At 72.2% G+C, this 26,015-nt stretch carries 21 protein-coding genes; 4 read left to right on the top strand and 17 right to left on the bottom strand.

The window, feature by feature from the left end:
* Window positions 1-32: 32 nt before the first annotated feature.
* On the bottom strand, window positions 33-572 hold the full coding sequence (locus AB0O15_RS00465) for a phosphoribosyltransferase family protein (protein ID WP_364312037.1): 540 nt from the start codon (window positions 570-572) through the stop codon (window positions 33-35).
* A 141-nt stretch (window positions 573-713) separates the two neighbouring features.
* Here AB0O15_RS00465 and AB0O15_RS00460 point away from each other — a divergent pair, with 141 nt between their 5' ends.
* Window positions 714-1,826 (top strand): PP2C family protein-serine/threonine phosphatase, encoded by a 1,113-nt coding sequence (locus AB0O15_RS00460; protein ID WP_364312035.1) that lies wholly within the window; start codon window positions 714-716, stop codon window positions 1,824-1,826.
* A gap of 22 nt (window positions 1,827-1,848) precedes the next feature.
* On the opposite strand, the gene AB0O15_RS00455 is transcribed toward AB0O15_RS00460, so the two are convergent.
* Entirely contained in the window at window positions 1,849-1,998 is a 150-nt protein-coding gene (locus AB0O15_RS00455) for a hypothetical protein (RefSeq protein ID WP_364312033.1), read from the bottom strand.
* A 282-nt stretch (window positions 1,999-2,280) separates the two neighbouring features.
* Between AB0O15_RS00455 and AB0O15_RS00450 the strand changes: the two genes are divergently transcribed.
* Window positions 2,281-4,137, top strand: coding sequence for an acyl-CoA dehydrogenase (locus tag AB0O15_RS00450; RefSeq protein WP_364312030.1), 1,857 nt, complete (start codon window positions 2,281-2,283; stop codon window positions 4,135-4,137).
* A 30-nt stretch (window positions 4,138-4,167) separates the two neighbouring features.
* Here AB0O15_RS00450 and AB0O15_RS00445 read toward each other — a convergent pair whose 3' ends face one another.
* On the bottom strand, window positions 4,168-4,686 hold the full coding sequence (locus AB0O15_RS00445) for a histidine phosphatase family protein (protein ID WP_364312028.1): 519 nt from the start codon (window positions 4,684-4,686) through the stop codon (window positions 4,168-4,170).
* Between the two features lie 111 nt (window positions 4,687-4,797).
* Here AB0O15_RS00445 and AB0O15_RS00440 point away from each other — a divergent pair, with 111 nt between their 5' ends.
* The gene (locus AB0O15_RS00440; RefSeq protein WP_364312026.1) at window positions 4,798-5,076 is read left to right on the top strand and encodes a DUF6458 family protein; all 279 of its coding nucleotides are present in this window, start codon (window positions 4,798-4,800) and stop codon (window positions 5,074-5,076) included.
* Window positions 5,077-5,176: 100 nt separating this feature from the next.
* On the opposite strand, the gene AB0O15_RS00435 is transcribed toward AB0O15_RS00440, so the two are convergent.
* Window positions 5,177-6,004 carry an SDR family oxidoreductase gene (locus AB0O15_RS00435; protein WP_364312023.1) on the bottom strand — a complete coding sequence of 276 codons (828 nt, stop codon included), beginning with the start codon at window positions 6,002-6,004 and terminating at the stop codon, window positions 5,177-5,179.
* Window positions 6,005-6,123: 119 nt separating this feature from the next.
* Between AB0O15_RS00435 and AB0O15_RS00430 the strand changes: the two genes are divergently transcribed.
* Window positions 6,124-6,483 carry a helix-turn-helix domain-containing protein gene (locus AB0O15_RS00430; RefSeq protein ID WP_364316909.1) on the top strand — a complete coding sequence of 120 codons (360 nt, stop codon included), beginning with the start codon at window positions 6,124-6,126 and terminating at the stop codon, window positions 6,481-6,483.
* Here the strand turns inward: AB0O15_RS00430 and AB0O15_RS00425 are convergent.
* From AB0O15_RS00425 to AB0O15_RS00365, 13 genes are all read right to left on the bottom strand, one after another.
* Window positions 6,468-6,650, bottom strand: a complete 183-nt coding sequence (locus tag AB0O15_RS00425) for a hypothetical protein (protein ID WP_364312021.1) — start codon at window positions 6,648-6,650, stop codon at window positions 6,468-6,470. The two genes, AB0O15_RS00430 and AB0O15_RS00425, sit on opposite strands and share 16 nt — an antisense overlap.
* Window positions 6,651-6,809: 159 nt before the next feature.
* Complete coding sequence (locus AB0O15_RS00420; RefSeq protein ID WP_364312018.1) at window positions 6,810-7,613, bottom strand: transglutaminase-like domain-containing protein; 804 nt, start codon at window positions 7,611-7,613, stop codon at window positions 6,810-6,812.
* Window positions 7,614-7,652: 39 nt separating this feature from the next.
* Window positions 7,653-8,330, bottom strand: coding sequence for a hemolysin III family protein (locus AB0O15_RS00415; RefSeq protein ID WP_364312015.1), 678 nt, complete (start codon window positions 8,328-8,330; stop codon window positions 7,653-7,655).
* 54 nt (window positions 8,331-8,384) lie between these two features.
* Window positions 8,385-10,148 (bottom strand): NHL domain-containing thioredoxin family protein, encoded by a 1,764-nt coding sequence (locus AB0O15_RS00410; RefSeq protein ID WP_364316906.1) that lies wholly within the window; start codon window positions 10,146-10,148, stop codon window positions 8,385-8,387.
* A gap of 8 nt (window positions 10,149-10,156) precedes the next feature.
* Window positions 10,157-14,143 carry a hypothetical protein gene (locus tag AB0O15_RS00405; protein WP_364312012.1) on the bottom strand — a complete coding sequence of 1,329 codons (3,987 nt, stop codon included), beginning with the start codon at window positions 14,141-14,143 and terminating at the stop codon, window positions 10,157-10,159.
* 405 nt (window positions 14,144-14,548) lie between these two features.
* Window positions 14,549-14,686, bottom strand: a complete 138-nt coding sequence (locus AB0O15_RS00400; protein ID WP_364312010.1) for a hypothetical protein — start codon at window positions 14,684-14,686, stop codon at window positions 14,549-14,551.
* A gap of 107 nt (window positions 14,687-14,793) precedes the next feature.
* A complete protein-coding gene (locus tag AB0O15_RS00395) occupies window positions 14,794-16,179 on the bottom strand; it encodes a dihydrolipoamide acetyltransferase family protein (RefSeq protein WP_364312007.1) in 1,386 nt (461 codons plus the stop codon).
* A gap of 5 nt (window positions 16,180-16,184) precedes the next feature.
* Entirely contained in the window at window positions 16,185-17,168 is a 984-nt protein-coding gene (locus tag AB0O15_RS00390) for an alpha-ketoacid dehydrogenase subunit beta (RefSeq protein WP_364316904.1), read from the bottom strand.
* On the bottom strand, window positions 17,165-18,304 hold the full coding sequence (gene pdhA / locus AB0O15_RS00385) for a pyruvate dehydrogenase (acetyl-transferring) E1 component subunit alpha (RefSeq protein WP_364312006.1): 1,140 nt from the start codon (window positions 18,302-18,304) through the stop codon (window positions 17,165-17,167). Before pdhA ends, AB0O15_RS00390 begins: the two co-directional genes overlap by 4 nt.
* 1,511 nt (window positions 18,305-19,815) lie before the next feature.
* Entirely contained in the window at window positions 19,816-20,661 is an 846-nt protein-coding gene (locus AB0O15_RS00380; protein ID WP_364312004.1) for a hypothetical protein, read from the bottom strand.
* 151 nt (window positions 20,662-20,812) lie between these two features.
* Window positions 20,813-22,024 (bottom strand): hypothetical protein, encoded by a 1,212-nt coding sequence (locus AB0O15_RS00375; RefSeq protein ID WP_364312001.1) that lies wholly within the window; start codon window positions 22,022-22,024, stop codon window positions 20,813-20,815.
* Between the two features lie 34 nt (window positions 22,025-22,058).
* Complete coding sequence (locus AB0O15_RS00370) at window positions 22,059-23,711, bottom strand: GTPase (protein ID WP_364311998.1); 1,653 nt, start codon at window positions 23,709-23,711, stop codon at window positions 22,059-22,061.
* A complete protein-coding gene (locus AB0O15_RS00365; protein ID WP_364316901.1) occupies window positions 23,708-25,408 on the bottom strand; it encodes an ABC transporter in 1,701 nt (566 codons plus the stop codon). The genes AB0O15_RS00370 and AB0O15_RS00365 overlap by 4 nt, the downstream gene beginning before the upstream one ends.
* Between the last annotated feature and the right edge of the window lie 607 nt (window positions 25,409-26,015).

The following is a 26,015-nucleotide window of genomic DNA, read 5'->3' as shown; positions in this document are numbered from 1 at the left end:
CTCGCGGCCGGTGTCGACAAGGGAAGGTCCACCTAGGAGTTGAGGTCGTCGCCGGTAAGCAGGCCCCGGATGCTCACGTTGCGCGGGCATTCGTCGATGATCACGGCGGTGCCCACGGGGATGGCGCCCAGCTCGGACACCAGCTGGTAGAGGGCGCGGGACTGGGAGCCGGTGGTGGCCCAGTCGTCGACGACCAGCACCCGGTCCTCGGGGCCGATCAGGCGTGACCGCACGCCCAGGCGTTGTGGGTCGCCGCGGTGGTCGGCGGGCACGTCGGCCCAGGTCATCGGCTCGGCGATGGGCCGGCGGGCGCCCTCGCGGTAGGCCTCGACGAAGCCGATGCCCAGCGCCCGGGCGACCAGCGGGCCCACCAGGAATCCGGTCACCTCGGGCGAGACGACCACGGTCGGACTTTCGTGGGCGAACAGGCTGCCCAGCGCCAAGCCGAGACCGTCCAGAATGTGGGGATCTCGCCACCAACCCGAGCGGTCACTGACCAGTACCTCACTGTCGGGGCCGGGGTCGGTCCACCGGAACGCGGCGATCAGTCGGTCACGGAGATCGGATGTCACCGGCACATCCTGACATCGCCCGCGTGGGGGTGTCGCCGCCGACCGAACGAGGCGGATCTACCAGGTGGTCAGAACCTCATCAGACTACGGGTCAAGTTGGTGCGGTTGCCGTGCTCGATCAGGCATGCTGTGCGCGTACCCATGGCTAATTTCTTTGCGTCGGGCCGTCGCCCGCTGAGCCCAGGATCCCGCGCCGGACTCGGCGCGGCCCTTGTGCTGCTCGTGGCCGTGTCCGCCGTGGAGCTGATCGACACCACCCGGGCCAGCTTCGTCGGGCTGTTCGCGGCCGTGCCGTTCCTGGCCGCCGTGTTCGCCGGCTGGCAGACCACGCTGGGTGTAGGCGCGCTGGCGACCGTGGTGGGCATGGTGTTCGCCAGCACCGACCACGAGTACAGCGTCTCCGGCCTGGTCAACGTGGTCGGCATCATGCTGGCCACCGGCATCGCCTCGGCGGTCGCGACCATCCGGCAGCGGCAGGCCGAGCAGATCGTCGAGTTGCAGCGGCTCGCCGCGGTCGCTCAACAGGCGGTGCTACGCCAGCTCGGCCCGCAGGTGGGCGCCCTCGCGGTGGCCGGCCGGTACATCTCGGCGACGGCCGCGGCGGACATCGGTGGAGACCTCTACGAGGCGCTGGACACGCCGTACGGGGTCCGGATCATCATCGGCGACGTACGCGGTAAGGGCCTGGACGCGGTCCGGCTGGCCAGCATCGTGCTGGGGTCGTACCGGCATGTCGCGTACGAGCGAGCCGATCTGCGCGCGATCGTGACCGATCTGGACCGGGCGGTGGCTCGCGGTGTCGGCGACGAGGACTTCGTGACCGCGGCTCTGGTCGAGGAGCGCGGCGGCACGCTGACCATTGTCAACTGTGGACATCCGTCGCCGCTGCTGCTGCGTCGCGGTCGGGTGATTCCCCTCGACCCGCCCGCTCCGGCCCCGCCGCTGGGCTTCATGCCGGTCGCCCAGCCGCGGGTCGAGCGGCTCGAACCGGGCGACCGGCTGTTGATGTTCACCGACGGGCTCGGTGAGGCCCGCCGGGAGGGCGAGTTCTTCCCGACCGCCGACCGCGCGTGGCGGCTGCTCGGTCACGGGACCGTGGGTGATGGCCTCGCCTCGCTGGAGACCGCGCTGGTCGACTGGGTGCATGGTCACCTGGACGACGACATCGCCCTGGTGCTGATGGAGTACGCCGGCCCGGGCGCCGATCCGGCTCAGCCGATGCCGAGCTGGGAGGTCGGGGCCGCCGGGTCTTGAGACATGCTCAGCCGGAGTCGTTCTAGGCGACCGCCGGTTGGGTCTCCGCGGTGGGCTCGGGCGTCGGGTCGGGCGCGGGAACGGGTTCGGGCTGACGGTGCTTCCCCACGTACTTGCGGGGCTGGGCGGCCTGGCGAGGTTCCGGAATCAGGCTCTTGATCGTGGCGAACACTGTGACCTCCTGGCCGTGGGTATACGTCCCTCACGTACACCCGGAGCAACGAGCCGGTCCGGCCGTCGATACGTCGCATTCGGCGCGGCGACTTGCAAATGGCCGAACGGTTGTCCCACTTCCCACCCGATCGGAGACGTTTGAGGCGCGGATCGACGGACACCGTCCCCCAGGGCGTGTGATGTCACAGATCGACCAGCGGCTTGTCGACCCTTACCCATCGGTAATACAGTGGCTGTTACTGACGGGTAACTCACGTTCCGGGAGACGGGGCAGGGCCACATGACGCACTACTTGAGCAACCTGCGCGACCTCGAGTTCAACCTCTTCGAGGTGTTCGGGGCCGACAAGGCGTTCGGGCAGGCGCCTTATGACGAGATCGACGCGGACACCGCACGTGACATCCTCCGCGAGGTCAACCGGATGGCGCGGGAGGATCTGTCGGCCGGCTACGCGGCCGCCGACCGTAACCCTCCGGTTTTCGACCCCGAGACGCACACCGCGCCGCTTCCGATCGAGTTCAAGGAGGCGTACGCCAAGTTCATGGCGTCCGGCTTCTGGCGGCTCGACCTGCCCAGCTCGATCGGCGGCACGCTCGCCCCGCGGGCGCTGTGGTGGGCCATCGCCGAGAACGTGCTCGGCGCCAATGCCCCGGTCTGGATGTACGCCAACGGCCCCTCCTTCGCCCACGTGCTGAAGAACGAGGGCACCGCCGAGCAGCAGAAATGGGCCGAGCTCTTCGTCGAGAAGGAGTGGGGCGCCACCATGGTGCTCACCGAGCCGGACGCCGGCTCGGACGTGGGCGCCGGGCGTACCCGGGCGATCCCGCAGCCGGACGGCTCCTGGCACATCGAGGGCGTCAAGCGCTTCATCACCTCGGGTGAGCACGACCTCACCGACAACATCATCCACTACGTGCTGGCCCGCCCGGTCGGCGTCGAGGGTGTCGGCGGCCCGGGCACCAAGGGCCTGTCGTTGTTCCTGGTGCCGAAGTTCCACTTCGACGCCGAGACCGGTGAGCTGGGTGAGCGCAACGGCGTCTACGCCACCAACGTCGAGCACAAGATGGGCCTCAAGGCCAGCAACACCTGCGAGATGACCTTCGGCGAGCACGGCACCCCGGCCAAGGGCTGGCTGCTGGGCGACGTCCACCAGGGCATCCGCCAGATGTTCATGATCATCGAGTACGCCCGCATGATGGTCGGCACGAAGGCGATCGCCACCCTGTCCACCGGTTACCTCAACGCGCTCGAGTACGCGAAGAACCGGGTCCAGGGCGCCGACCTGACCGAGAACAGCAACAAGGCCGCGCCGCGGGTCACGATCGTCCACCACCCCGACGTACGCCGATCGCTGATGCTCCAGAAGTCGTACGCGGAGGGCCTGCGCGCCCTGGTCATCTACACCGCCACCTGGCAGGACCGGGTCGCCATCGCCGAGGCGGCCGGCGACACCGAGACCGCCAAGGCCGCGAGCCGGGTCAACGACCTGCTGCTGCCGCTGGTCAAGGGCGTCGGGTCGGAGCGGGCGTACGAGTTGCTGGGCGCCGAGTCGCTGCAGACCTTCGGCGGTTCCGGGTTCCTCCAGGACTACCCGCTCGAGCAGTACGTCCGGGACGCCAAGATCGACACGCTGTACGAGGGCACGACCGCGATCCAGAGCCTCGACCTGATCTTCCGGAAGATCGTCCGGGACCAGGGTCAGTCGCTGGCCTCGATCGCCACCGAGATGCAGGGCTTCATCGAGACCGAGGCGGGCAACGGGCAGCTCAAGGAGGAGCGGCTGGCGCTGGGCCGGGCGCTGGGCGAGCTCAACACCATCCTCGGCGTGACGATGACCTGGCTGGCCGGCGCGCAGGGTGGCGACACCCGCGAGCTGTACCGGGTCGGGCTGACGTCGCGTCGCATCCTGCTCGCGCTGGGTGACGTCATCGTGTCGTGGCTGCTGCTGCGCCAGGCCGAGGTGGCCCTGAAGGCGCTCGGTGGCGAGCTCAAGCCGGCCGACAAGCACTTCTACGACGGCAAGGTCGCCGCGGCGCGGTTCTTCGCCCGCGAGGTGCTCCCGCGGATCGGCTCCGACCGCCGGATCATCGAGAACACCACGCTCGACCTGATGGACCTGCCCGAAGAGGCGTTTTAGTCTCCGATTCCACCCACGGCCCGCGGATACCTATCCGCGGGCCGTGTGCCGTTTCAGCAGGTCCATCGAGCCCGGTTCGGTGTCGGACCACAACAACCCCGAGTGGTGTATGGCCAAGCCGCACGTCTTGAGCCCGGTGAAGTCCGGATCCTCCCGGTCCGATCGCAATAGAACAGACACATCGGACATCGTGGGGTTGTGCCCGACGATCAGCACCGTGGCCACGTCGTCCGGCACCCGCCGCAGCAGGTCGATGACCTCGGTCCGGCCGCCCTCGTAGAGCCCGTTCTCGTAGTGCACCTCGGGCGACGGCGCGGACGGTGCCGCCTGGGCCAGCGCGACCGCGGCCGCGTGCCAGGTCTGCCGGGTGCGCGCGGCGGGCGAGCAGATGACCAGGCCCGGGGCCAGCCCCTCGTCGGCCAGCCAGGCTCCCGCGGCGTCGGCGTCGGCCGCCCCCTTCTCGGTGAGCCGCCGGTCGAAGTCCAGATGATCGCCGGGAGTCTCCGCCTTGGCATGGCGTAGCAGCACGAGCGTCCGCTTTTCCGTCATCTGATCAGCTTGCCTGATTGAGGATTCGGCCGCCGGGGTAAACACGGCATCGACGTACGACCGTGGAACACCGTTGCCACCACCCCGGCGGCATCCAGCTAGGAGGGCCCGATGGGCATCGGCGGAAGCATTTTCCTACTCGCGTTGGGCGCCATTCTGGCGTTCGCCGTGAACGCGGACATCAGCGGACTGGACATCAACGTCGTCGGCTATGTCCTCATGCTGGCCGGGCTGGTCGGCTTGATCGTCACCGTCTGGTTCTGGAACAGCCGGCGGCGCACCGTCGTGCAGGAGCGGACGCCGATCGTCCGCACCGACGGCCGGGTGGTGGACGAGGTCCGCACCGTCCGCCGCGAGGACCCGCCGCCGCCCCCCGGCTACGGCGCCTGAGCGAAGAACAGGTGTTGCCTATACGCGCTCAGAGCAGCTCTGAGCGCGTATAGGCAACAGGCGCGTAAAGGCGAAACAGGCGCGGATAGGCAACAGGCGGTTACAGGGCCGCTCGGATGGCGTCGGTGATCGGCGTCGCCGGGCGGCCGAGCAGTTCCTCGAGGTCGGCCGGGCCGGTCTCGAGGGCGCCGTTCGCCGCGCCGCGGTCGGCGTCGGAGATCACGGCGGCACCGCCCTCGGGCAGGCCGACGCCGATCAGGAACTCGGCGTACTTCTCCGGTGACAGGTCGGTGTAGGTCACCGGCTTGCCCGACAGCTCGGTGATCGTGGCGGCCAGCTCGGGCATGGTGAAGCCGGGTCCGCCCAGCTCGTACACCCGGGCCTCGCCCTTGATCAGCGCGGCGGCGGCGGCCTCGGCCAGGTCGGGCCGCGCGGCGGCGCTGATCCGCCCGTCGCCGGACGCGCCGAACAGGCCGTTCTCGACGGCGCCGCGGAAGTCGTAGTTCTCGTAGTACCAGCTGTTGCGCAGGAAGACGTGCGGCAGGCCGGACTCGCGGATCATCTGCTCGGTGGCCTGGTGTTCGCCGGCCAGGATCAGGTCGGACGTGTCGGCGTGGGCGATGCTCGTGTAGAGCAGCAGGGACACCCCGGCCGCCTTGGCCGCGTCGACCACGTTGCGGTGCTGCGGGATGCGCTTGCCGGGCTCGCTGCCCGAGACGAAGAGCACCTTCTCGGCGCCGTCGAAGGCCGCTCGCAGGGCCGCCGGGTCTTCGTAGTCGGCGTGCTCCGTGCGTACCCCCAAGTCTTTGATCTTCTCGATCCGGCGACCCGTGGCGACGATCTGGTCGGCCGGCACACCCCGCGCCAGCAGCGATTCGACGGCGTGGCGGCCGAACGGGCCGGTGGCTCCGGTGACGACGATGGTCATCTGATTCTCCTGCGATTGAACGGCGGATGACTGTCACCGGGAGACAACCGAGCAGGTGGAGGATCACTTCCCAACAGAGAGTGGGCACCTTGAAGTGCCGTACGTACCTGAGGGATAGTGTGCAGGTGGACGCCGATGTGTATTCGAAGAACTGCCCCAGCCGCCAGGTGCTCGACCGGATCGGCGACACCTGGAGCGTGCTCGTCGTGAGTCTGCTCAAGGACGGGCCGCAGCGGTACACCACGCTGCAACGCCAGATCGAGGGCATCAGTCCCAAGATGCTCACCCAGACGCTGCGCGGGCTGGAACGTGACGGTCTGCTGACGCGTACGGTGCACGCCGTGGTGCCGCCGCGGGTCGACTATGCGCTCACGCCGCTGGGCGAGAGCCTGCTCGGGCTGGTGGGCGCGCTCGAGACGTGGGCCACGACGCATATCGACGACGTGCAGGCGGCCCGGATGGCCTACGACGCGGCCTGATTCTTGCGGGTGGCGGTCACCGCGGCGATCATCCGGCGGACGACCGCGGTGGTGCGGGCCAGGTCTTCGGCGTCGACGTCGGCCGTGGCCGCGCGCATCCGGACGCCCAGCGGGGTGAAGAACTCGCCGGCCATCTGACGGGCCGGCTCGTGCATGGTGACCGTCACCCGGCGGCGGTCCCTGGGGTCGCGGGTACGCCCGACATGCCCCGCCGCTGGTGCGCACGATCGTGGTGCCGGCGCTGGCCCTGCTGCTCGGCGACACCTTCTGGTGGCCGTCCCGCCCGGCCGCCCGCGCCCGCCCCGCCGTCGATCCTCAACCCGCTTTCACGAGCGGCGGATCCGGGGATCGCTGAGGTAGACCTCACGAGCCGTCGACAGCGGGCCGCCGGCCGCGCTCACCGCCGCCAGCTCGTCGAGGAGGGCGACGTCGGCCGGCGGGAGCTGGTCGTAGTGGATCGGGATCAGGCCCCAGTTGTCCCAGGGCAGGGTCTCGACGGCGTTGAGGGCGGCCAGGTCGCGGATCACATTGCCCTGCACCTCCCACATGCCGCTCAGCCCGGCCGAATGAACGCCCAGCGTGGCCGGGTCGCGGTGGCCGGCGCGACACTCCTGCCAGGCCTGGCCGCCGACCAGGAAGCCGTCTCTCGGCACGTCGAGCGGGTCGACCTCGAGCTTGGTGTAGGTGCCGGGGTCGGCGCTCGCCACCTGGGCGTCGATCAGGCGCCAGCCGTCGTCGTCCCAGACCTCGGCCACCCAGTGATCGTCGAACCAGCCCTCGGCGAAGTACCCGGCGAACCCGACCCGGGCGCGGGCCGGGCGGCCCTGCGCGCGGAGCATGGACACGAGCAGGACGGCGAAGTCGCGGCAGGTTCCGGCGAGACGCTCGGACGGCGGCTTCGGGTCGAGCCCGCCCAGGTGGGCCAGGATCGCCGCCACGTCGCGGGTGTCGGCCTCGGACCGGCGGGCCGGCGGCAGGTCGAAACCGAACGCCGCGGTGAGGTCGCGATGGACCACCAGGCCGCCGATGACCTGCGTCAGCGTCGCGACGTCGGGTGGCAGGCCGTCGAAGGCCGGGCCGCCCGGATCGGTGGTGGGGCTCTGCCGCCGGTAGAAGTCCAGATCGTCCATGCCGACGACCCTAGGACGCGGGTACGACAGAAAGGACGCCTAGGCGAACAGGGCGAAATAGATGGCGATGTGGTGGCAGAGGGCCGCGACCAGCGTGCAGGCGTGGAAGAACTCGTGGTGGCCGAAGACCGTCGGCCAGGGGTTGGGGCGGCGCAGGGCGTAGAAGACCGCGCCGGCGCTGTAGGCGACACCGCCGGCGCAGAGCAGGACCAGGGCGGCCACGCCGCCGTTGGCCAGGACCTGCGGCATGATCGCCACGGCGCCCCAGCCCAGGGCCAGGTAGAGCGGGGCGCTCACCCAGCGGGGCAGGTGCGGCCAGATCATCTTCAGGGCCACCCCGCCCAGGGCGCCGACCCAGATCAGGGTCAGGGTGAGGAGCGCCTGGGACGACGGGAGGAGCAGGACGCAGAACGGGGTGTACGTGCCGGCGATGAAGATGAAGATCATCGAGTGGTCCATGCGGCGCATGATCTGGTAGCCGCGTTCGGACCACACCCGGCGGTGGTAGAGCGCGCTGATGCCGAACAGGCCCAGCACCGTCACGCTGTAGACGAGGCAGGCGAAGAACGGGGCGAGGCCCGGCCGGCTCGCCGCGATCGAGCAGAGGACCGCTCCGCAGGCGAGCGCGACGAAGAACGCGAACTGGTGCAGCCGGCCGCGCATGCGCGGCTTGCCGAGGTCGGCAGGCTTCATCCGGAAGGGCGTCTGAGTCGTCACGCTCTCCAGGTTACGACACCGTAGGTTACCTGCAAGTAGGGTTAAGTCGCATAGTCACGCGTCAAGGCCCCGCAGGACCAGTGGCAACCGGACATCGCCGTCAGAACCGACCACGATGGGTACGCCCCAGTCCTGTCTCGTGAGGTGACAGGCCGCATGTTCCACGTCGGCGTCGCAGGTGGCGGCCTGGGCCACCACCTGAAGCACGCCGGTGCCCTCGGCGAGAACGAGGCGGCGGCTCAACTGGGTCGTCACGCCGCCACCCTCGACCAGCAGGCCGGGCGGCGAGGCGGAAACGGTCAGCCGGGTGGACGGGCCGAACTGCTCGTCCAGCTTCTGACCCGGCGCCGGCGTGAAGATCACATCGAGCGTCACCTCGCCGGCGGCCAGGAGCGACGGCGGGCGCTCGGTCCGCTGCCGCTCGCCGCTGACCGTGCTGCTCACCGCGCCGGGGGCCAGCCGCACGACACGATGGGCCCCGGACTCGACGACCAGCACCTCGCCGGCGCCGGTGACCAGGACGTCGCTCGGCTCGGCCAGGCCGGAGTCGATGGTCGACACGGTCCGCGTGGCCGGGTCGTAGCGGCGGATCGCCCCGTTGTAGGTGTCCGCGATCAGCACGTCGCCGTCCGGGAGGGCGGCCACCCCGAGCGGATGCTGGAGCAGCGCCTCGGCCGCCGGGCCGTCCACGTGCCCGAAGTCGAACAGGCCCTGCCCGACCGCGGTGTGCATCTCGCCGTTCTCGATCCAGCGCAGCGCGGACGTCTCGCTGTCGGCGATCCACAGCCGGTCGCCGGCCGCGGACAGGCCGGACGGCTGCGCCATCCAGACGTCGGGGATCGGTCCGTCGCGGAGGGACTCGACGGTGGTGCCGGCATAGACCCCGACCGTACGGCGAACCGGGTCGAACCACCACAACTGGTGGATGCCGGCCATCGCGATGATCACCTTGTCGTCGAACCAGGCCAGGTCCCACGGCGAGGAGAGGTCGGCGGCCAGCGCGTCGTGCGCGTGATCGTCCACCGTGGAGCGCCACGGCCGGCCGCTGCCCGCCACCGTGGTCACCTCGCCGGTGTCGAGCTTGAGCCCGCGCAGCAGGTGGTTGACGGTGTCCGCGACGATCACGTCGTACCCGGCGATCTCGGCGGTCTTCTCCGGCAGCAGCAACAGACCCTGGGGTTCGGCGAAGCCACCTTCGAAGCGGCGGATCTCCGTCTGACCGGTGGGATCCAGGGAAACGACCGCATGCCGGGCCGAGTCGGACACCAGCAGATTGCCGCCGGGCAGCTCGATCGCCTTGCCCGGGAAGCGCAGCATCGTCTCGGCGGGCGCCGGCGGCACGTACGGCGAATCACCGACCCGCAGGCCACCCTGCCCGACCAGCTCGTCGATCAGCCGGGACAGCCCCTCGGCGTGCCCCTCGCCGGCCATCGACGCGACCAGGTAGCCGTGCTGGTCGATCACCGCGAGGGTGGGCCACGCCTTGGCCGCGTACTGCTGCCACATCGTCATGTCGACGTCGTCCAGCACCGGGTGGTGCACGCCGTAGCGCTCCACCGCCGCGGCCAGCGCCGCCGGGTCACGCTCGTGCTCGAACTTCGGCGAGTGCACGCCGATCACGACCAGCACATCGCCGTACTTCTGCTCCAACGGCCGCAACTCGTCCAGCACGTGCAGGCAGTTGATGCAGCAGAAGGTCCAGAAGTCGAGCAGCACGATCTTGCCGCGCAGGTCGGCCAGAGTGACCGCCGCCCCGCCGGTGTTCAGCCAGGCGCGGCCACGCAACTCCGGGGCCCGCACCCGCGGGCCCTTCGCGATGTCGGCCATCAGGGGCGCGGCTTGAGGCAGAGCACCTGCGTGCGGCCGTCGCTGGTGGGATTCAGCACGTACGGCTGGCCCGGGTCGGCGCACTTCTCCTTGGCGTCGGTCACCGACACCACCTCAAAGGCGCCCGGCTCGGTGCAGACCGACTTGACCGCCTCGTCACCGTCCCGCTTCACGCACTCGCCGGCCGTCACCTCGAACCCGGCGGCACCGCTGTCGTCACCACCCGAGAACAGGTAGACCAGCCCGAACACCAGGCCGAGACCGAGTACGCAGACCAGCACCACGATCAGCACGATCGGGAACATCCGCACCTTGTTCGGCGGGGTCTCCACCTTGGCCGGCGGGGCCTCGGACTCGGGCCGGAACTGCTCGAACCGGCTCTGGTCGTCGGGCACCGGGGGCGCCCAGTTCGTGGTGGCATCCGGGCCGGGCGGGCTGACCGTGCCCGGCGCGCCCGGGTAGACGCCACCCATCCGCGGGCGCTCGCCCTCCATCCCCGGCGGGGGCGGCTGGGCGACGGGCGGCGGGAAACCGTCCACATGCGGCGGTGCGGCGTGCATCTGGGGCAGCGCGCCCGGCGGCACGTACGGGTCCGGACGGCCGCGACCGGAGATGTCGGTCGTGTGCTCGCCGTAGTGATCGTTCGAGCCGGGCGGCGGACCGACCGGGCCCACCGGCATCGGCGGCATACCCGGCGGCGGCGGTCCGGCCGGCCGGCTGCGGCCGGCCACGTCGGTGGTCAGCTCCGAGAACGGCGGGCCGCTCGGCGGCGCGTCCGGCGGGTTGACCCGGGCGCTCGCGCCCGGCCTCGCCTGTCCTGGTGATTGCGGCGCGGCCGGCGGGGGTCCGCCACCCGGGCGCTGGTACAGGGCGTGGTCCTGCGGCCCGCCCGGTCCGGGTTCGTCCGCCTCGGACCTGGCCTTCTTGTCCCACGGCCAGGCGCCGTCGTCCTCGGGCTGGTCGTCCGGCGGCGTCGGCCCGGCCGGCCTGCCGTAGACGCGGGCCTGGGGTGTCGGGGCCGCCGGGACCTCGTCGCGGGAGACGCCGCGGCCGCCCATCGGCACGGAGGCGCTGGCCGAGACCGGGCGTGCGGTGCCCTTGGCCGGGCCGCCCTGGTCGCTGGGGTCGCGCGGCTGCGGGACGCCGCGGGCCTCGCCGGAGGTCGGCGCGGGCGGGAAAGCCGCGCCGAAGGGTCCGTCGGGGTCGTTCTCGTCGGGTCCGCTCGGCTGCGCGGGGGTCCCGCTGGTGGCAAACGACGCTCCGGGTACGCGCTGAGCACCGAAAGCGTTGCCACCCTGGTCGCCGAACGGCGACGCGGCCTCGTCCCCGGGCCGGCCGAAGGGTTGTCCGGCCTCGTCCCCGGGCCGGCCGAAGGGTTGTCCGGCCTCGTCCCCGGGCCGGCCGAAGGGCTGTCCGGCCTCATTCCCGGGCCGGCCGAAGCCGTGTCCGGCCTCGTCGCCGGGCCGGTTGCCGTCGCCGGGCCGACCGCCGAACGGGCCGCCCGAGGATGGCTGGCCGCCGAAGGCTTCGTCTCCGGGGCGGCTGGCGAACGGGCTGCCTGAGGACGGGTCGGTGCCGGGGCGGCTGCCGTAGGTTGAGGCGGCTTCCTCGCCGGGCCGCGCGCCGAACGGGCTGCCCGGCTGGTCGGCACCGGGGTGGCTGCCGAAGGGTGATGCCGCTTCGTCGCCAGGCCGGGCGCCGAAGGGCCCACCCGAGGACGGGTCGGTGCCGGGGCGGCTGCCGTAGGTCGAGGCGGCTTCGTCGCCGGGCCGGGAGCCGTAGGGGTCGTTGCCCGGTCGGCTGCCGAAAGGTCCGCCTGAGGACGGGTCGGTTCCCGGGCGAGCGCCGAAGGTTCCGCCTGAGGACGGGTCGGTGCCGGGGCGGGCGCCGAACGGGCCGGAGGCGGGCTCGTCGCCGGGGCGCGGGCCGAACGGGCTCGCGGATGCCGCATCGTCGTCGAACGGGTTGCCCGACGCCGGGTCGTCGCCGGGGCGGGAGCCGTAGGAGCCGGCCGACGCGCCATTGGCGCCCGGGTGACCGCGGAACGGGTTGTCCGAGGCCAGGTCGTCGCCGGGGCGGGAGCCGAACTGGCCGGCTGCCGCGTCCGAGCCGTCGAACGGGTTGCCCGAGGCGGACTCGTCACCAGGGCGCGATCCGAACTGGCCGACCGCTGCGTCAGAGCCCGGACGACCGCCGAACGGGCCGGGGTCAGAACCGGGGTGACCACCGAAGGGGCCGCCGGACGCGGGGTCGCCTGGGCGTGAGCCGAACGGCGGCTCCGCGCCGGGGCGTGAGCCGAAGGGCGATCCCGAGGCGGGCTCGTCGCCGGAACGGGAGCCGAACGGAGGTTCGTCGCGAGAGCGGGAGCCGAACGGGGGCTCGTCGCTGGAACGGGAGCCGAACGGGGGCTCGTCGTCAGAGCGGGAGCCGAACGGGGGCTCGTCGCCGGGACGTGAGCCGAACGGTGAAGCGGAGGCGGCCTCGGCGCCGGGCGGCGGGCCGAACGGGGAACCGGCCGACGGGTCGTTGCGCGGGCCGAACGGGGTGCCGGCCGCGGGCTGCTCCCCAGGGCGGGCGCCGAACGGTGGCCCACCGGCGGCGGCCTGGTCGTCGGGGCGGGAGCCGAACACCGGTCCTCCGGGGACGGCCTGGTCGTCGGCGGGCAGGCGGGCGCCGAACGGTGGGCCGCCGGCCGCGGGCTGGTCGTCGGGGCGGGATCCGAAGGGCGACTGGCCGGACGGCGGCCCGAAGGACGGGTCGGGCTCGTCGCCGGGGCGCTGGCCGAAGAGTGCGCCGGCGCCGGGGGCGTTGCCGGCGCGCGGACCGAACGGTCCGTCGTCGTCGGTGGGCTGGCCGAAGACCGAGCCGCTCGGCTTGCCGAAGACTGATCCGCCGGCCGAGGGCTGGTCACTCGGCGTAGCGGACGGAGGGGGCAGAGCTTGGTCGGGTGATAGCGGTTCGCCACGGCGAGTGAGGCCGAACACACTTCCGCCCTGGGGTGGCTCGGCGGCGGGACGGACGCTCGTGAAACCGGAGAACGACGAGACGCTCGCGGGGGTGGACGGCTGGCGCTGAGGGAGCGGGCCGCCGCCCTGGGAGACCGACGGCTGCTCCGGCGACGGGCGCTGCGGCAGCGAGCCGAACGGCGACTCGCCGGCCGGCGGCGCGGCGTCGCCCAGAGAGGAAGAGCGCTGCGGGAGACCATCGGCGGCCTCCGCGCGCGGGGCGGCCCCGTCGAGGGAGGTCGGGCGCTGGGCCGGCTGGCCGAAGGGCGAGTCGCCACTGGACTGGGGGCGTTGGGGGGCGCTGCCGAAGGGCGAGTCGCCACTGGACTGGGGGCGTTGCGGGGCGCCACCGAAGGGTGCGTCGCCAGGAGACTGGGGGTGCTGGGGGGCGCCGCCGAAGGACGAGTCGGCCGAGGGCTGGCGGATCGGCAGTTCGCCGGGGTGGCCGTTGCTCAGGCCGGAGCCGGGCTGGCGCTGGGGCATGCCCTGGTCACCCGGGGGAGGGAAGCCGGGGCCGCTGGTCAGTGTCGCGCCGGGCACCCGGGACTGCTGGTCGCCGAAGGGCCGCTGGCCACGGGTGGGTGAACCGGCGGCGAAGCCGGTGTAGTCGCCGGTGCGGGCGCCCGACCGGTAGGGGTGTTCGTCCGGCTCGTCGCCGGGAGCGCCGGAAGGGCCGGCGCCAGGACCGGAAGGACCGGCCGCGCCAGGACCGGAAGGACCGGCCGCGCCGGGAAGAGCGCCGGGGAGGTCAGCGCCGTAGCGGGTGCCGGGCGCGTCGGGGAACTGGCGGCCCGGAGGCGGCGGAACGGCCGGCACCACGAAGGGCGAGCCGCCGTTCGGGGTGCTCTGCGGTGGCGGGCCGTACGTGTGTGGTTCGTGCTCGCCGTCGGAGTCCGGCGGGAAGCCCTCCCCACCCGGAGCGCCGTTGCCCGACGTGGCCTCGGCCGGTTGCCGACCGGCGTGGTGCCCCTCGGACGTCATATCCGCCTCCTCCATCGCTTCTCGGCCGGACGGCATCGCGGAAGGAAACCCGCCCGCCGGGGTGCGCACCCTCGGCGGCCGTGCCCATCGACCGGCCTGGCCGTGCGGGACCGCCGGCCGTGGGGAGCGGACGCCGGATCCCGGTCGCGGCCCCCGGCGGAACCCTCCGACCGGGCTGGCGACCGTGCCCAACCGTACCGGGCGTTGCGGCCGGTCGGAACTCCGGTGTACGTCCGTAGGCGTCACATTCCGTACCTATCGGAAGGCCGGAAAAAGATGGCCCGCCCGGGCTGAGCCGGGCGGGCCATGATCGCCGCTGGGGGGCAGCGATGGGGGAAAGCGCCTGGTTCCACGTTCGCTTCCGGGGCGCTTGCGCTGGTGGCGAATGTGGAACTGGGGTTCGGTCTAGGAGAAGTGCCGCTGCGTGAAGATCGCGATCTCATCACGCATGGTCTGGGTCGGAGCCGACTGCCACGCGCGCTGGAGAGCGCGGTTCTCACGGGAGATAACGCGGCGGCGGCGGATGCGGTCGATCATGCTCACGGTGTTTGCTCCTCGTCTTCCGGTACACCACGAGTGTGGCTCGCCGGAAGACGAGTTGCCAAACGATTAGAGGGTGACGCCGAGCACCCGCCTAAGAATCGTAGGTATTAGGTCCAGGAGAGCAAAGCTTCCTCGGGGTCTTCGAGGAACCGGCCGATGTCGCGGAGGAACTTGCTGCCCAGCTCACCGTCGATGATCCGGTGGTCGAAGGACAGCGCGAGCGTGGTCACCTGACGGATCTTGATCTTGCCCTTGTGCACCCACGGGGTGGGGCGGATCACGCCGAAGCAGAGGATCGCCGCCTCGCCGGGCGGCAGGATCGGCGTGCCGGCGTCGACCCCGAAGACCCCGACGTTGGTGATCGACAACGTGCCACCGGCCATGTCGGACGGTGGCGTCTTCCCGGTCTTCGCCACCTGGACCAGGGAGTTCAGCGCCTCGGCGAGCTCGCGGAGGGTGAGCGCGCCGGCGTCCTTGACGTTCGGCACGATCAGCCCGCGCTCGGTGGCCGCGGCGATGCCCAGGTTCACGTAGTCCTTGACGATGATCTCGCCGGTGTCGCCGGACCAGGTCGAGTTGACCATCGGGTGCCGCTTGACCGCGACCAGCACCGCCTTGGCCACCAGCAGCAGCGGCGAGACCCGCAGGTCGCGGAACTCGCGGCGGTCCTTGAGCCGGTCGAGCGCCCTCATTGAACGGGTGACGTCGACCGTGAGCCACTCGGTGACGTGCGGCGCGGTGAACGCCGAGGCCACCATGTTCTGAGCGGTCAGCTTTCGGACACCCTTGATCGGGATGCGCTGTTCGCGAGAGCCGGCTTCCGGAGCCGCGACCGGTTGGACAGCGGCGTGCACGTCCTCACGGGTCACCGAGCCGGACGGGCCGGTGCCGACCAGCCCCGACAGGTCGACGCCCAGGTCACGGGCCAGCTTGCGCACCGGCGGCTTGGCCAGGACGCGGCCGTTGGCGGGCGCGGCGGGAGCCGGGGCCGCGGTGGTCGTAACCGGGACGTCGCGGGGCGGCGTGACGGGCGAGGGGCTGGGCGCGGTGAGAGGACGAGCAGGCGCTGTGGGCGTACCCAATCTGGTTCGTCTCTTCGCGGTTGTGGTTTTCGGGCCGTAACCCACCAGCACCGCGGTCCGCCCGCCGGGCGCCGCACCACCGATCAGGCCGGGCTCGACCATCCCCTCCTCGGGGGCGACCTGCACCTCGGCCAGCGTCTCGGGTGACGGCGCCGGACCCGCGGACGGATCCGTGTCGATCGCCACGATCGGCGAGCCGACCTCGACCGTCGTGCCGGCCTCGACGTAGATCTTGGCGACCCGGCCGCCCCACTTCGCCGGGATCTCGACCGCCGCCTTGGCCGTCTCGACCTCGACGATCGGCTGGTTCAGCTCGATCAGGTCGCCCACCTTGACCAGCCAGGACAGGATCTCGCCCTCGGTCAGACCCTCGCCGAGGTCGGGCAGGTTGAACTCCTTGATCCGCGACATCGGGGTCACCACCCGAACGCGCGGTCGACGGCGTCCAGCACCCGGTCGAGATCAGGCAGGTACTCCTCCTCGACGCGGGCGGCCGGATAGGGGATGTCGTAGCCGGTCACGCGCAGCACCGGCGACTCCAGAGAGTAGAAGCACTCCTCGCTGACCCGGGCCGCGATCTCGGCGCCCAGGCCCAGGTTGCCCGGCGCCTCGTGCACCACGATGCAGCGCCCGGTCTTCCGGACCGAGGCGAAGACCGGATCAAGATCGAGGGGCGAGAGGGTACGCAGGTCGATCACCTCGAGCTGCCGGCCGTCCTCGGTCGCCGCCTCGGCCGCGTCCAGAACCGTGCGGACCATCGGCCCGTAGGCGACGATCGTGGCGTCCGACCCCTCGCGGACCAGCCGCGACGCGTGCAGCGGGAAGTCGGCCGCGGCCTCGAGCTCGACCTGGCCCTTCTCCCAGTAGCGGCGCTTCGGCTCGAAGAACACGATCGGGTCGTCCGAGGCGATCGACTGCTGGATCATCTGGTACGCCTCGGCCGGGTTCGAGCAGGTCACCACCTTGAGGCCGGGCGTGTGCGAGAACAGCGCCTCGGGTGACTCGGAGTGGTGCTCGACCGCGCCGATGCCGCCGCCGTACGGGATCCGGATCACGATCGGCAGCGCCACGTTGCCGTTGGACCGGTAGAACATCTTCGCGACCTGGGTCACGATCTGGTCGAAGGCGGGGAAGACGAAGCCGTCGAACTGGATCTCGCAGACCGGCCGGTAGCCGCGGATGGCCAGGCCGATCGCGGTGCCGATGATGCCGGACTCGGCCAGCGGGGTGTCGATCACCCGCTCCTCGCCGAAGTCCTTCTGCAGCCCGTCGGTGATCCGGAAGACGCCGCCCAGCTTGCCGACGTCCTCGCCCATCACGATGACCTTGGGGTCACGCTCCATGGCGCGGCGAAGCCCGTGGTTGAGCGCCTTGCCCATGCTCAGAGTCTCGGCCATCAGTGCGCACTTCCCTCGAACGAGGCGTGGTAGGCGGTGAACTCGGCCCGCTGCCGGTCGATCGTGGCCGAACCGGTCGGGTAGACGTTGTCGAACATCGAGATCGGCTGCGGGTCGGGCATCTCCAGCACCCGCTCGCGCAGGTCGAGGGCGAGCGTCTTGGCCGTCTCGTCCACCTCGGCGAAGAAGTCGTCGCCGGCGATCTGCTGCTTGGTGAGGAACGCCCGCATCCGCGCGATCGGATCCTTGGCCTTCCAGGACTCCATCTCGCTGGCGATCCGGTAGCGCGACGGGTCGTCGGAGGTGGTGTGCGCGCCCATTCGGTACGTGTACGCCTCGATCAGCGTCGGCCCCTGGCCGGTGCGCGCCTGGTCGAGCGCCGTCTTGGTGACCGCGTAGCTGGCCAGCACGTCGTTGCCGTCGACCCGGACGCCCGGGAAGCCGTAGCCCATCGCCCGCCGGTACAGCGGCACCCGGGTCTGCCGCTCCAGCGGCTCGGAGATCGCGTACTGGTTGTTCTGGCAGAAGAACACGATCGGGGCGTGGAAGACACTCGACCAGACGAACGCCTCGTGCACGTCGCCCTGGCTGGTCGCGCCGTCGCCGAAGTAGGCGATCGCGGCCTCGCCGTCCGGGGTGCCGGTCTTGCCGTCCATCGTGATGCCCATGGCATAACCGGTGGCGTGCAGGCACTGCGCGCCGATCACGATCGTGTAGGTGTTGATGCGGAACTCCAGCGGGTCCCAGCCGCCCTGGTCGACGCCGCGGAACAGGCCGAACGGCATGATCGGGTCGACGCCACGGGTGTAGAGCACGCCGTGCTCGCGGTAGGTCGGGAACGCCATGTCGTTCGTGCGCATCGCCCGGCCCGAGCCCACCTGAGCCGCTTCCTGGCCGAGGAGGCTGGCCCAGAGCCCGAGCTCGCCCTGACGCTGCAGGGCGACCGCCTCGGCGTCGAGCCGGCGCACCGTGACCAGGTCGCGGTAGAGGCCGCGGTACTCGTCGTCGGTGAAGTCGACGGTGTAGGTCACGCCGTCGTCGGTGGTGACGCTGTCGACGCGTTCGCCGTCCGGGGTGAGCAGCTGGACGAAGCCGCCGGCCGGAGCGTCCGCACCGGCCTCGCTATCGCCGTTCGCCATCTGTGTCTCCCTGTTCATCTCGTGCCCACGGCGGGGGTAGCCCGTCCGCGCGGCGGAACCGCTGGGGTGCCGCGCCTGACCCTGGTGAGGCTGCCGCGCGGCTCGGCGGCAGGAGTCACGCCCCCTGCCGGGGAGTGACGGCCCGCACCCTCGCCTCGCTGGTCGGCGAATGCGACGGCGGCGGTGCCGTCTGGTCCCCATCCTGGCAGAGAACGTGAGCCCCGTTACAGGTCGGGTCGATCACACTAACGAAATTCTGCTGTTACCTCGCAGCGGCGCTTTGTCCGGGTACGCCGCTTTTGGGCTCGGCCTTCCGCGCGAAACGCTCTTGGCCGCCGCTGCCTCCTAGCTCCCCCGTCGTTCACCCCACCAGCAGGCAGATCGGTGTTGATCTTTCTCTGGGGGAGCGGCGAGTGGTGCAGGAACCTGGCGACGACGGGCTGGTGCCCCCGATCAAGGTGCTCCGCCGGCGCCTGAACGGGGTATACCGCGCCGACGGGTTCCGCGGACCGACCCGTCGGTACGTCCTCATGGTGGCGCTGCTGGTCGGCCTGGCGTCACTGCCCACCCTGGCGGCCATCACGGCCGGCTCGAACGAACTCGACGACGGCCGCACGGGCGCCATGGACGTCCCGTTCCTGCCGCTGCCGTCATCCGGGCCGGTGATCCCGATCCTTCCCGACCCGCCGCTGGACCCGTCGGCCGAGCCCGCCACTCCACCACCGTCCTCCGCTGGGCCCTTTGCCGGGCCGTCCGCTGGGCCCTCTGTTGGGCCGTCCGTCGGGCCCTTTGCTAGGCCGTCCGCTGGGCCTTTCGCCCCCGGGCCGTCCGCCGCTGGGCCCGAGAAACCCAAACCTCAAAAACCCCCGCTGGGGTACGCCCAGAGCACTCCGCCGGGGCGCCCGGGCGGGTCGGCGTCCCACCCGGCACCTCACCGTCCCACCTCATCGGCCAAGCCACAAGATCATCAGGACGAGTGGGGCTGGCTGCCGGCCGGTGGGTCCGGCAAGCCGGGCGGCGGATCTTCGAAGCCCGGTGGATCTTCGAAGCCCGGCGGCTCCGGGAAGCCCGGCGGGTCCGGGACCGGCTCCGGCAAGCCCGGCGGCTCGGGCAAGCCTGGTGGGTCCGGGAAGCCTGGTGGGTCCGCGCCCGGTTCTGAGAAACCCGGTTCTGGGAAGCCCGGCGGCTTGGCACCTGGCTCCGGTGAGCCTGGCTCTGGCGAACCTGGTTCCGACGAGCCTGGTTCGGGGGAGCCCGGCGGCGACGAGCCTGGTGGGTCGGGCGCACCGCATGAACCGTCGGAGCCCGATGAGCCGTCGCAGCCTGGCGATGGTTGGCCGTGGACTCCGGATGAGCCGGTGCCCGGTGGAGATGATCAAAGCGACGACGAGCCCGCCTCGCCGGGGTTCCCGATGAAGCCGGTGCACCAGCCGCCGGGAACGCCGACCCGGCCCGATGAACCGCCGTTCCGCCCAGCACAGCCGCCCTGCCACGACCGGGGCAAATGCGGGTCACGGCCGTCGCATCACCACCGCCCCGACTGGTCGAACCACAAACACTGCGACGACGCCTCGCACCGGTCCCACTGGTCGCACCACCAGGACGGCGACGACAACGAGATCACCGTCCGCGTCGAGCCCACCGGCCGCCACGGCAAGCGCCGGACCATCCGCGAGCAGCCCACTGACTGGCAGGCCGCTCCCCAGCGCGCCGCCCGCGACAAAGCGGACTCCGATCGTGCCGGCCGCCGCGGCAGGCAGGCCAGCGACGCCCGCGGTCCAGCGAGGCCGGTCAAGAGCCGCGCCGCGGATCGTCACCACGGACGCGATGAAGCCGAGGCCAACACCGGTCGTGCAGCAGACCGGGCCAGCAGTCGCGCCAAAGCGAATCCCACCAGCGACCGCGACGCGGATCGAGTCGGCGGGGGCCGTGGTGACGCGGGCCGTGGTGACGGGGACCGCGGTGACGGGGACCGCGGTGAGAGGGACGCCCGCGGAGGGCACCACGACGGCGGACTGGACAAAAAGGACAGCGTCGCCAAGCGCGGGAAGTTGCAGAAGTTCGTGAGCTCGATCGTCGCCCGCCGGTCGCCCGACCGGTCCGAATCCACCCGGAGGTCTTCCGTGGCCGAGCGCCCGCACAACGTCCGACCCGCCCGTTCCGCCGAGCGCACCCACAACAGCCGGCGCTACCACCACGCCGCCGAGACGCGCCCGGATGAGCCGCAGTCGGGTGGCCGTTCCTACCGCGGACACCACCGCGCCGAGAGCCGGCACGGCGTCGACGGCCAGCACCGCGCGGACGAATCCTGGGCGGTCAGCCACCACGGCCGCCACCACGCCGGGCAAACCCGCCACCAGTGAGTGGTGCCTATAGGTGCGCAGAGCAGCTCTGCGCACCTATAGGCACCAGGGCAGGTCAGTCGCCTGGGCGCCGCAAAACGATCCTGCGCATCAGTGCAGGTCAGTCGCCTGGGCGCACGGAGACGACCCGACGCGTCAGGGCGGGTCAGTCGCCGTTGAGGCGGTGGCGGTTCTGGTCGATCCAGGCGTCGATGGCGTCGGCGTCGTTGGGGTCGACGCCCTCGGAGATGAGCTGGGCCACGGCCGCGGTGGCGGGGCTTCGCCGTTCGCCGGTGGCGTAGAGGCGGGCGAACTCGGGGATCATCTCCTCGACCACGTCGTCGATCTGTTCGCCGGCGGCCATGGGCAGGCCGCGCATGCGGACCGCGTACGAGCTCCAGGCCCGGGTGACCCTCGGCAGCATCGCGGCGTCGTCCATGTCGAGGACGGCGCGCCGGTGCACCCAGTCGAGCAGGAACAGCCCGGCCACCGCGGGGCTCCAGCGCAGCGGGTCGGCGTCGGGCAGGCTGCTCGCGTGGTCGGTGATCAGGCTCAGGCAGAAGTGCAGGCTGGCCAGCTCGTCGTCGTTGCGCAGCTCGTCGAGGCCGAACCGGGTCGCCTCGGGTGACGACATGAAGTCGCGCATCAGCTCGGGCACGCTGCGGGTGGGCGGCTCGGGCAGCCGCGGCACCGTCGAGGCGGGCAGGGTCTGCAGGCGGGACACGGCCAGGGCGCGGTCGGTGGCCAGCGAGCCTTCGGACGGGAGGTCGGTCAGCCCGTCGGTGATCTCCAGGTGGCGGTCGACCTCGTGCCGGAGGCGGGCCGGGTCTTCCTCGCGGAACCAGGTCAGCTCGTCGGCCGCGCACATCTCGCGGACCTGGCCGAGGATGCGCGAGGCGGGACTGCCCACGTACAGGTCCTTGGCGATGCCGATGTTGTGGTCGACCAGGGCCACCAGGGCGTGGTCGGCGCCGCCGTCGGTGCTGTCCTCGTACGCGAAGGTGACCAGGTAGGACGTCTGGTCGCCGTACACGTCGCCGTAGGCGTAGCAACCGGTGGCCCGGACCCGCCCCACCTGGTCGGTCCAGGCCGGCGCCTGCGAACCGGGCCGCACCTCGCCCGCGCCGGCCGCCTCGGGCACCAGCCGGGCGAACACCGAGCGGATCGCGGTGGCCGATGCCGTGCGGCGGCGGGTGGTCGCGCCGAGGAAGTTGCCGACGAAGTCTTGCACCGCCGCGGCGCGATCGTGTTCCGCCACCGCGTAGACGCTTCCGAGCAGCGCGGTCGCGAGCATCTCGGCGTCCAGCGCGCAGTCGAGCTTTGCCACGTCACGGGCCGCGTGCAGGACCGCTTCGTACGGTGTCTGAGGGGCCGCCATGCCGCGAGCGTACTCGTCCCCGGGCCTGCTGGAACTACTCAGAACGGACGGCGGCCAAGGCTTCACGCGCCTGTGCGTACGCGTTCAGCACTTCGCGGACCGGCGCCACCACGTGCTCGCGGGCCACCCCGGTGACCGCGCTCCGCAGCCGCTGCTCGGCGCGTCGCTGTGTTCGCCGGGCGGCCCAGTTGATCAGGGGTTTCAGCAGCAGCCAGAGCAGGATCCCGAGCACCAGGCCGCCGACCAGGAGCACCAGCGGCAGCGCGAACCCGGCGATCTTGATGACGTCAAGGGGGGCCAGGTCGAAGGCGCCGGCCACCAGCCAGCCCAGCCCGCCGACGGCGGCGACGAGCAGCAGCCACTGGAGGCCGCCGACGAGTCGCCACCAGATCGGCGTACGCCGCATACCCAGATCGGTGGACCCGACGGCCCGGTCGAGGGCGTCCGGCAGGTCGTCCGAGCGGGACCGGGACGCGGTGTTCAGCGCCGGGGACCAGACCGCGGGGATCGGCGCGGCGGCACGGGCGGCGACCGCCCGCACGCTGAGCCCGACCGCGGACTTCTGGGCGGCGGTGGCGGGTGGCACCGAGGTCCGCGACACGACGTCGGTGTCCGCGGCCGTGAGGTGCAGCCGCTTCAGGGGGTCGGGCCGGAGCTTGTTCAGGCCGCGGACCAGCGGCCAGCCGGTCGCGGCGGCCGCCCGCTGCCGGTAGGCCGAGCCGGTCGCCGACGCCACCGCGGGCACCCCGGCCGACGCGGCCAGCGCCTCGGACAGCTGCCGCACGGTGGCCCGGTCGACCTCGTCCTCGGCGGCCGGCGGACCGATCATCTCGGCCAGCTGCTCGCTCACCGCGTCGAGGTCACCGGCCAGCCGGCGCAGCGCCGACTGCCGTTCGGCGACCGTCTTCTCGAGCGTCTCGCGCAGCTCGGTCAGCATGCCCGGCTGCTTGGCCGAGGTGGCCAGCACCGGTGCGGACGCGAGCCCGTCCTCGTCCAGCAGCCGGCGCAGGTCGGCCAGCACCAGCTCGGTGTCGGCCGAGGACAGCCGGTCGGCCTGGTTGAGCACGACGATCGTGACTTCGCCGATCTGCCGGAACTGGCGCAGGTAGGCGTTGTGCAGGATCCGGTCGCCGTACTTCTGCGGGTCGACCACCCAGATCACCTGGTCGACCAGGCCGAGCAGCCGGTCGACCTCGAGCCGGTGCCCGCGGTCGACCGAGTCGAAGTCGGGCAGGTCGAGCAGCACCAGCCCGCGCAGCGCGGCCTCGTCGTCGCCGTCCAGCGCGCTCTCCCGCACGTAGCGCTGCCGTGGCAGCACGCCGACCCAGTCGAGCAGCCGGTTCGCCTGCTCCAGGGGGCCCCACACGCAGGCGTGCGCCACGCCGGTGGTCGGCCGGCGGACACCGACCGGTGACAGCTTGAGCCGGGCCAGCGCGTTGAACAGGCTGGACTTGCCGCTGCCGGTGGACCCGGCGAGCGCGACCACGGTGTGGTCCTGGGACAGCTTGAGCCGGGTCCCGGCCCGCTCGACCAGCGTGTGCGCGGCGACCAGGTCACCGTCGGGCAGGTGCGGGTCGGTCACCCGCAGGAAGCGGGACAGCGACTCGAACCGGCCGACCAGCCGATCGGCGTCGATCCGGCCGTCGTCACGGGTCAGGGATCCGCGCACCTTCTCCACCAGACTCATCTTTCACCGACCGCGGTCAACGCGAGTTCGCCCCGCGCGCGTTCCACCTCGGCGGCCGCCTGACGCAGCGTGGCCGCCGGCTCCAGTTCGAGATTCACCGCGGCGGTACGGTCGGTGAACCGGGCCGCCTCGGCGTCGAGCAGTTCGTCCACGCGGGACAGCAGGTTCTCGCGGGCGCGGGTGGCGAGCGTACGAATCGCCTGATCTCCGAAGATCGCCTCGAGCAGCTTCTGCGCGGCGAGCGTGGTGCCCGCGCCGACCGCGACCTCGGCGCCGGTGGGTATGAACGCCGTCGAGGTGAAGACCGCGATCATCACGGCAAGACCGACACCGTTGACCGCGTACGCGCCGGCGCGCGCCACGAACCGCTTGTCACCGGCCTCTTCCCGGACCAGCTCCAGCACCCAGTGCTGCCAGTCCCGGACCAGCCGGTCGGCCCGCTGCGGCAGGTCGGCCGACGGCTTGACCATGGCCGGCTCGAGCAGCGCGGCACCGGACGGATGGGCCTGCCACGCCCCGTAGGCCTGCTCGGCCGCGTCCGACGACACCCCGCGCAGCAGCGTGACCAGCTGCGACTCCAGTGCCGCCTGCAGGTTGCGCCCCGGCGAGGGCCGCCCGGTGAGCACCGAGATGACCTTGTCCCGCAGCTGGCCGACCCGCGACTCCAGTGCCCGCAGGAACTCGCCGGTCCCGACGAACTCCTGCCAGCGGGCCAGCACCTCGCCGCGCAGCAGCCGGCCATCCTGGAGCCCGTCGTCGACCGTCCGCTTGGCGTTCCGGTAGGCGGCGGTCACCCGCTCGTCCAGCGCGGACGCCGCCAGCGCCTGGTCGTCGGCCGCGTCCGCCAGCCCCTCGACGGCCGGGCCGAGCGCGGACAGCGCGCCGTCCAGCGTCTGCCGGACCACGGCGGAGCGGGCGTTGGCGTCGGCGGCCAGCGTCTCGAACCAGTCGTGCAGCGGCCGGGTCACGTCTTCCGGCAGCAGCGCCTGCCCGCCCAGGGCCACCTCGGGCAGCACGAACAGCGGCGCCGCGGCCATGTCGTGCTGGGCCAGCATCTCGCCCAGGTGGGCGGAGATCTCGCCGGCGGCGTCGGGCGGCACCCGGTCGAGCACCAGCGCGATCACGGTGCCGCGCAGGCGGGCGGTGGTCAGCAGCTCCCACGGCACCGCGTCGGCGTAGCGCGCGGCGGTGGTCACGAACAGCCACAGGTCGGCCGCGGCCAGCAGCTGCGCGGCCAGTTTGCGGTTGCCCTCGACCACCGAGTCGATGTCCGGGGCGTCCAGGAAGGCCAGGCCGGGCCCCATGGCCGGCGCGGTGACCAGCTGGAGCGTGCGCGGGTCGGAACTGGACACCGTGGTCCGCACCAGCCCCGGCAGCAGCTCGCCCTTGCGGAACCAGGGCATGTCGTCCGGGTGCCCGACCAGCACCGGCGAGCGGGTGGTCGGCCGCAGCACCCCGGACGCGCTCACCGGCGCCCGGACCAGGCTGTTGACCAGCGTCGACTTGCCCGCGCCGGTCGATCCGCCGACAACCACGAGCAGCGGCGCGTCGAGCCGGGCGAGGCGCGGCAGCAGGTAGTCGTCCACCTGCGAGACCAGGGCTTTGCCGATCCGTCGCGCTTGGTCGGCCGAGGGCATCACCATCGGGTACGCCGCGGCGCCGATCGCCGCGCGCAGGTGGGACAGGGCCTCGGCCAGCTCGCCGACGGCCGGTGACGCCTCGGCCGGCGGCGCCGTGGGGACCGGCGGCGCCGCGGTCGTGGGGACGGCCGGCGCCGCGGGTGCCGGGGCGTTCCGCGGCGCGAGCGCCAGCGCCAGCGGCTCCTGCAGCGTCGGGTCGGGCGTCAGCACCGGTTCGGTCTTCGCGGTTTCGGCGATCGGTTCGGTGGTCGGCTCCGTTGCCGGTTTGGCGTCGGCGACGGGCGCGGTCGGCTCCTCCGACTCGGCCACGTCGGCCGTGGCCCCGTCGTCCGGGGTCTCCACCAGGGTGGACTCGTCGACGGCGACCTCAGCGACCGGGTCAGCGGGGTCGACCGGGTCGTCCGGGTCGTCCGGGTCGTCCGGGTCGGCCGGGTCGGCCGGGTCGTCCGGGTCGTCCGGGTCGTCCGGGTCGTCCGGGTCGTCCGGGTCGTCCGGGTCGTCCGGGTCGTCCGGGTCGGCCGGGTCGTCCGGGTCGGCCGGGTCGGCCGGGTCGGCCGGGTCGTCCGGGTCGGCCGGGTCGGCCGGGTCGGCCGGCTCCGTTTGGGCGGCGGCCGATGACCCGGCCGGCGCGGCGGCCACGGTGGGTTCATCGTCCGGCTCGAGG

Source organism: Actinoplanes sp. NPDC089786 (assembly GCF_040684855.1).
In the GTDB taxonomy this organism is placed as follows: Bacteria; Actinomycetota; Actinomycetes; order Mycobacteriales; family Micromonosporaceae; genus Actinoplanes.
This window is presented reverse-complemented; position numbering and strand designations above follow the sequence as displayed.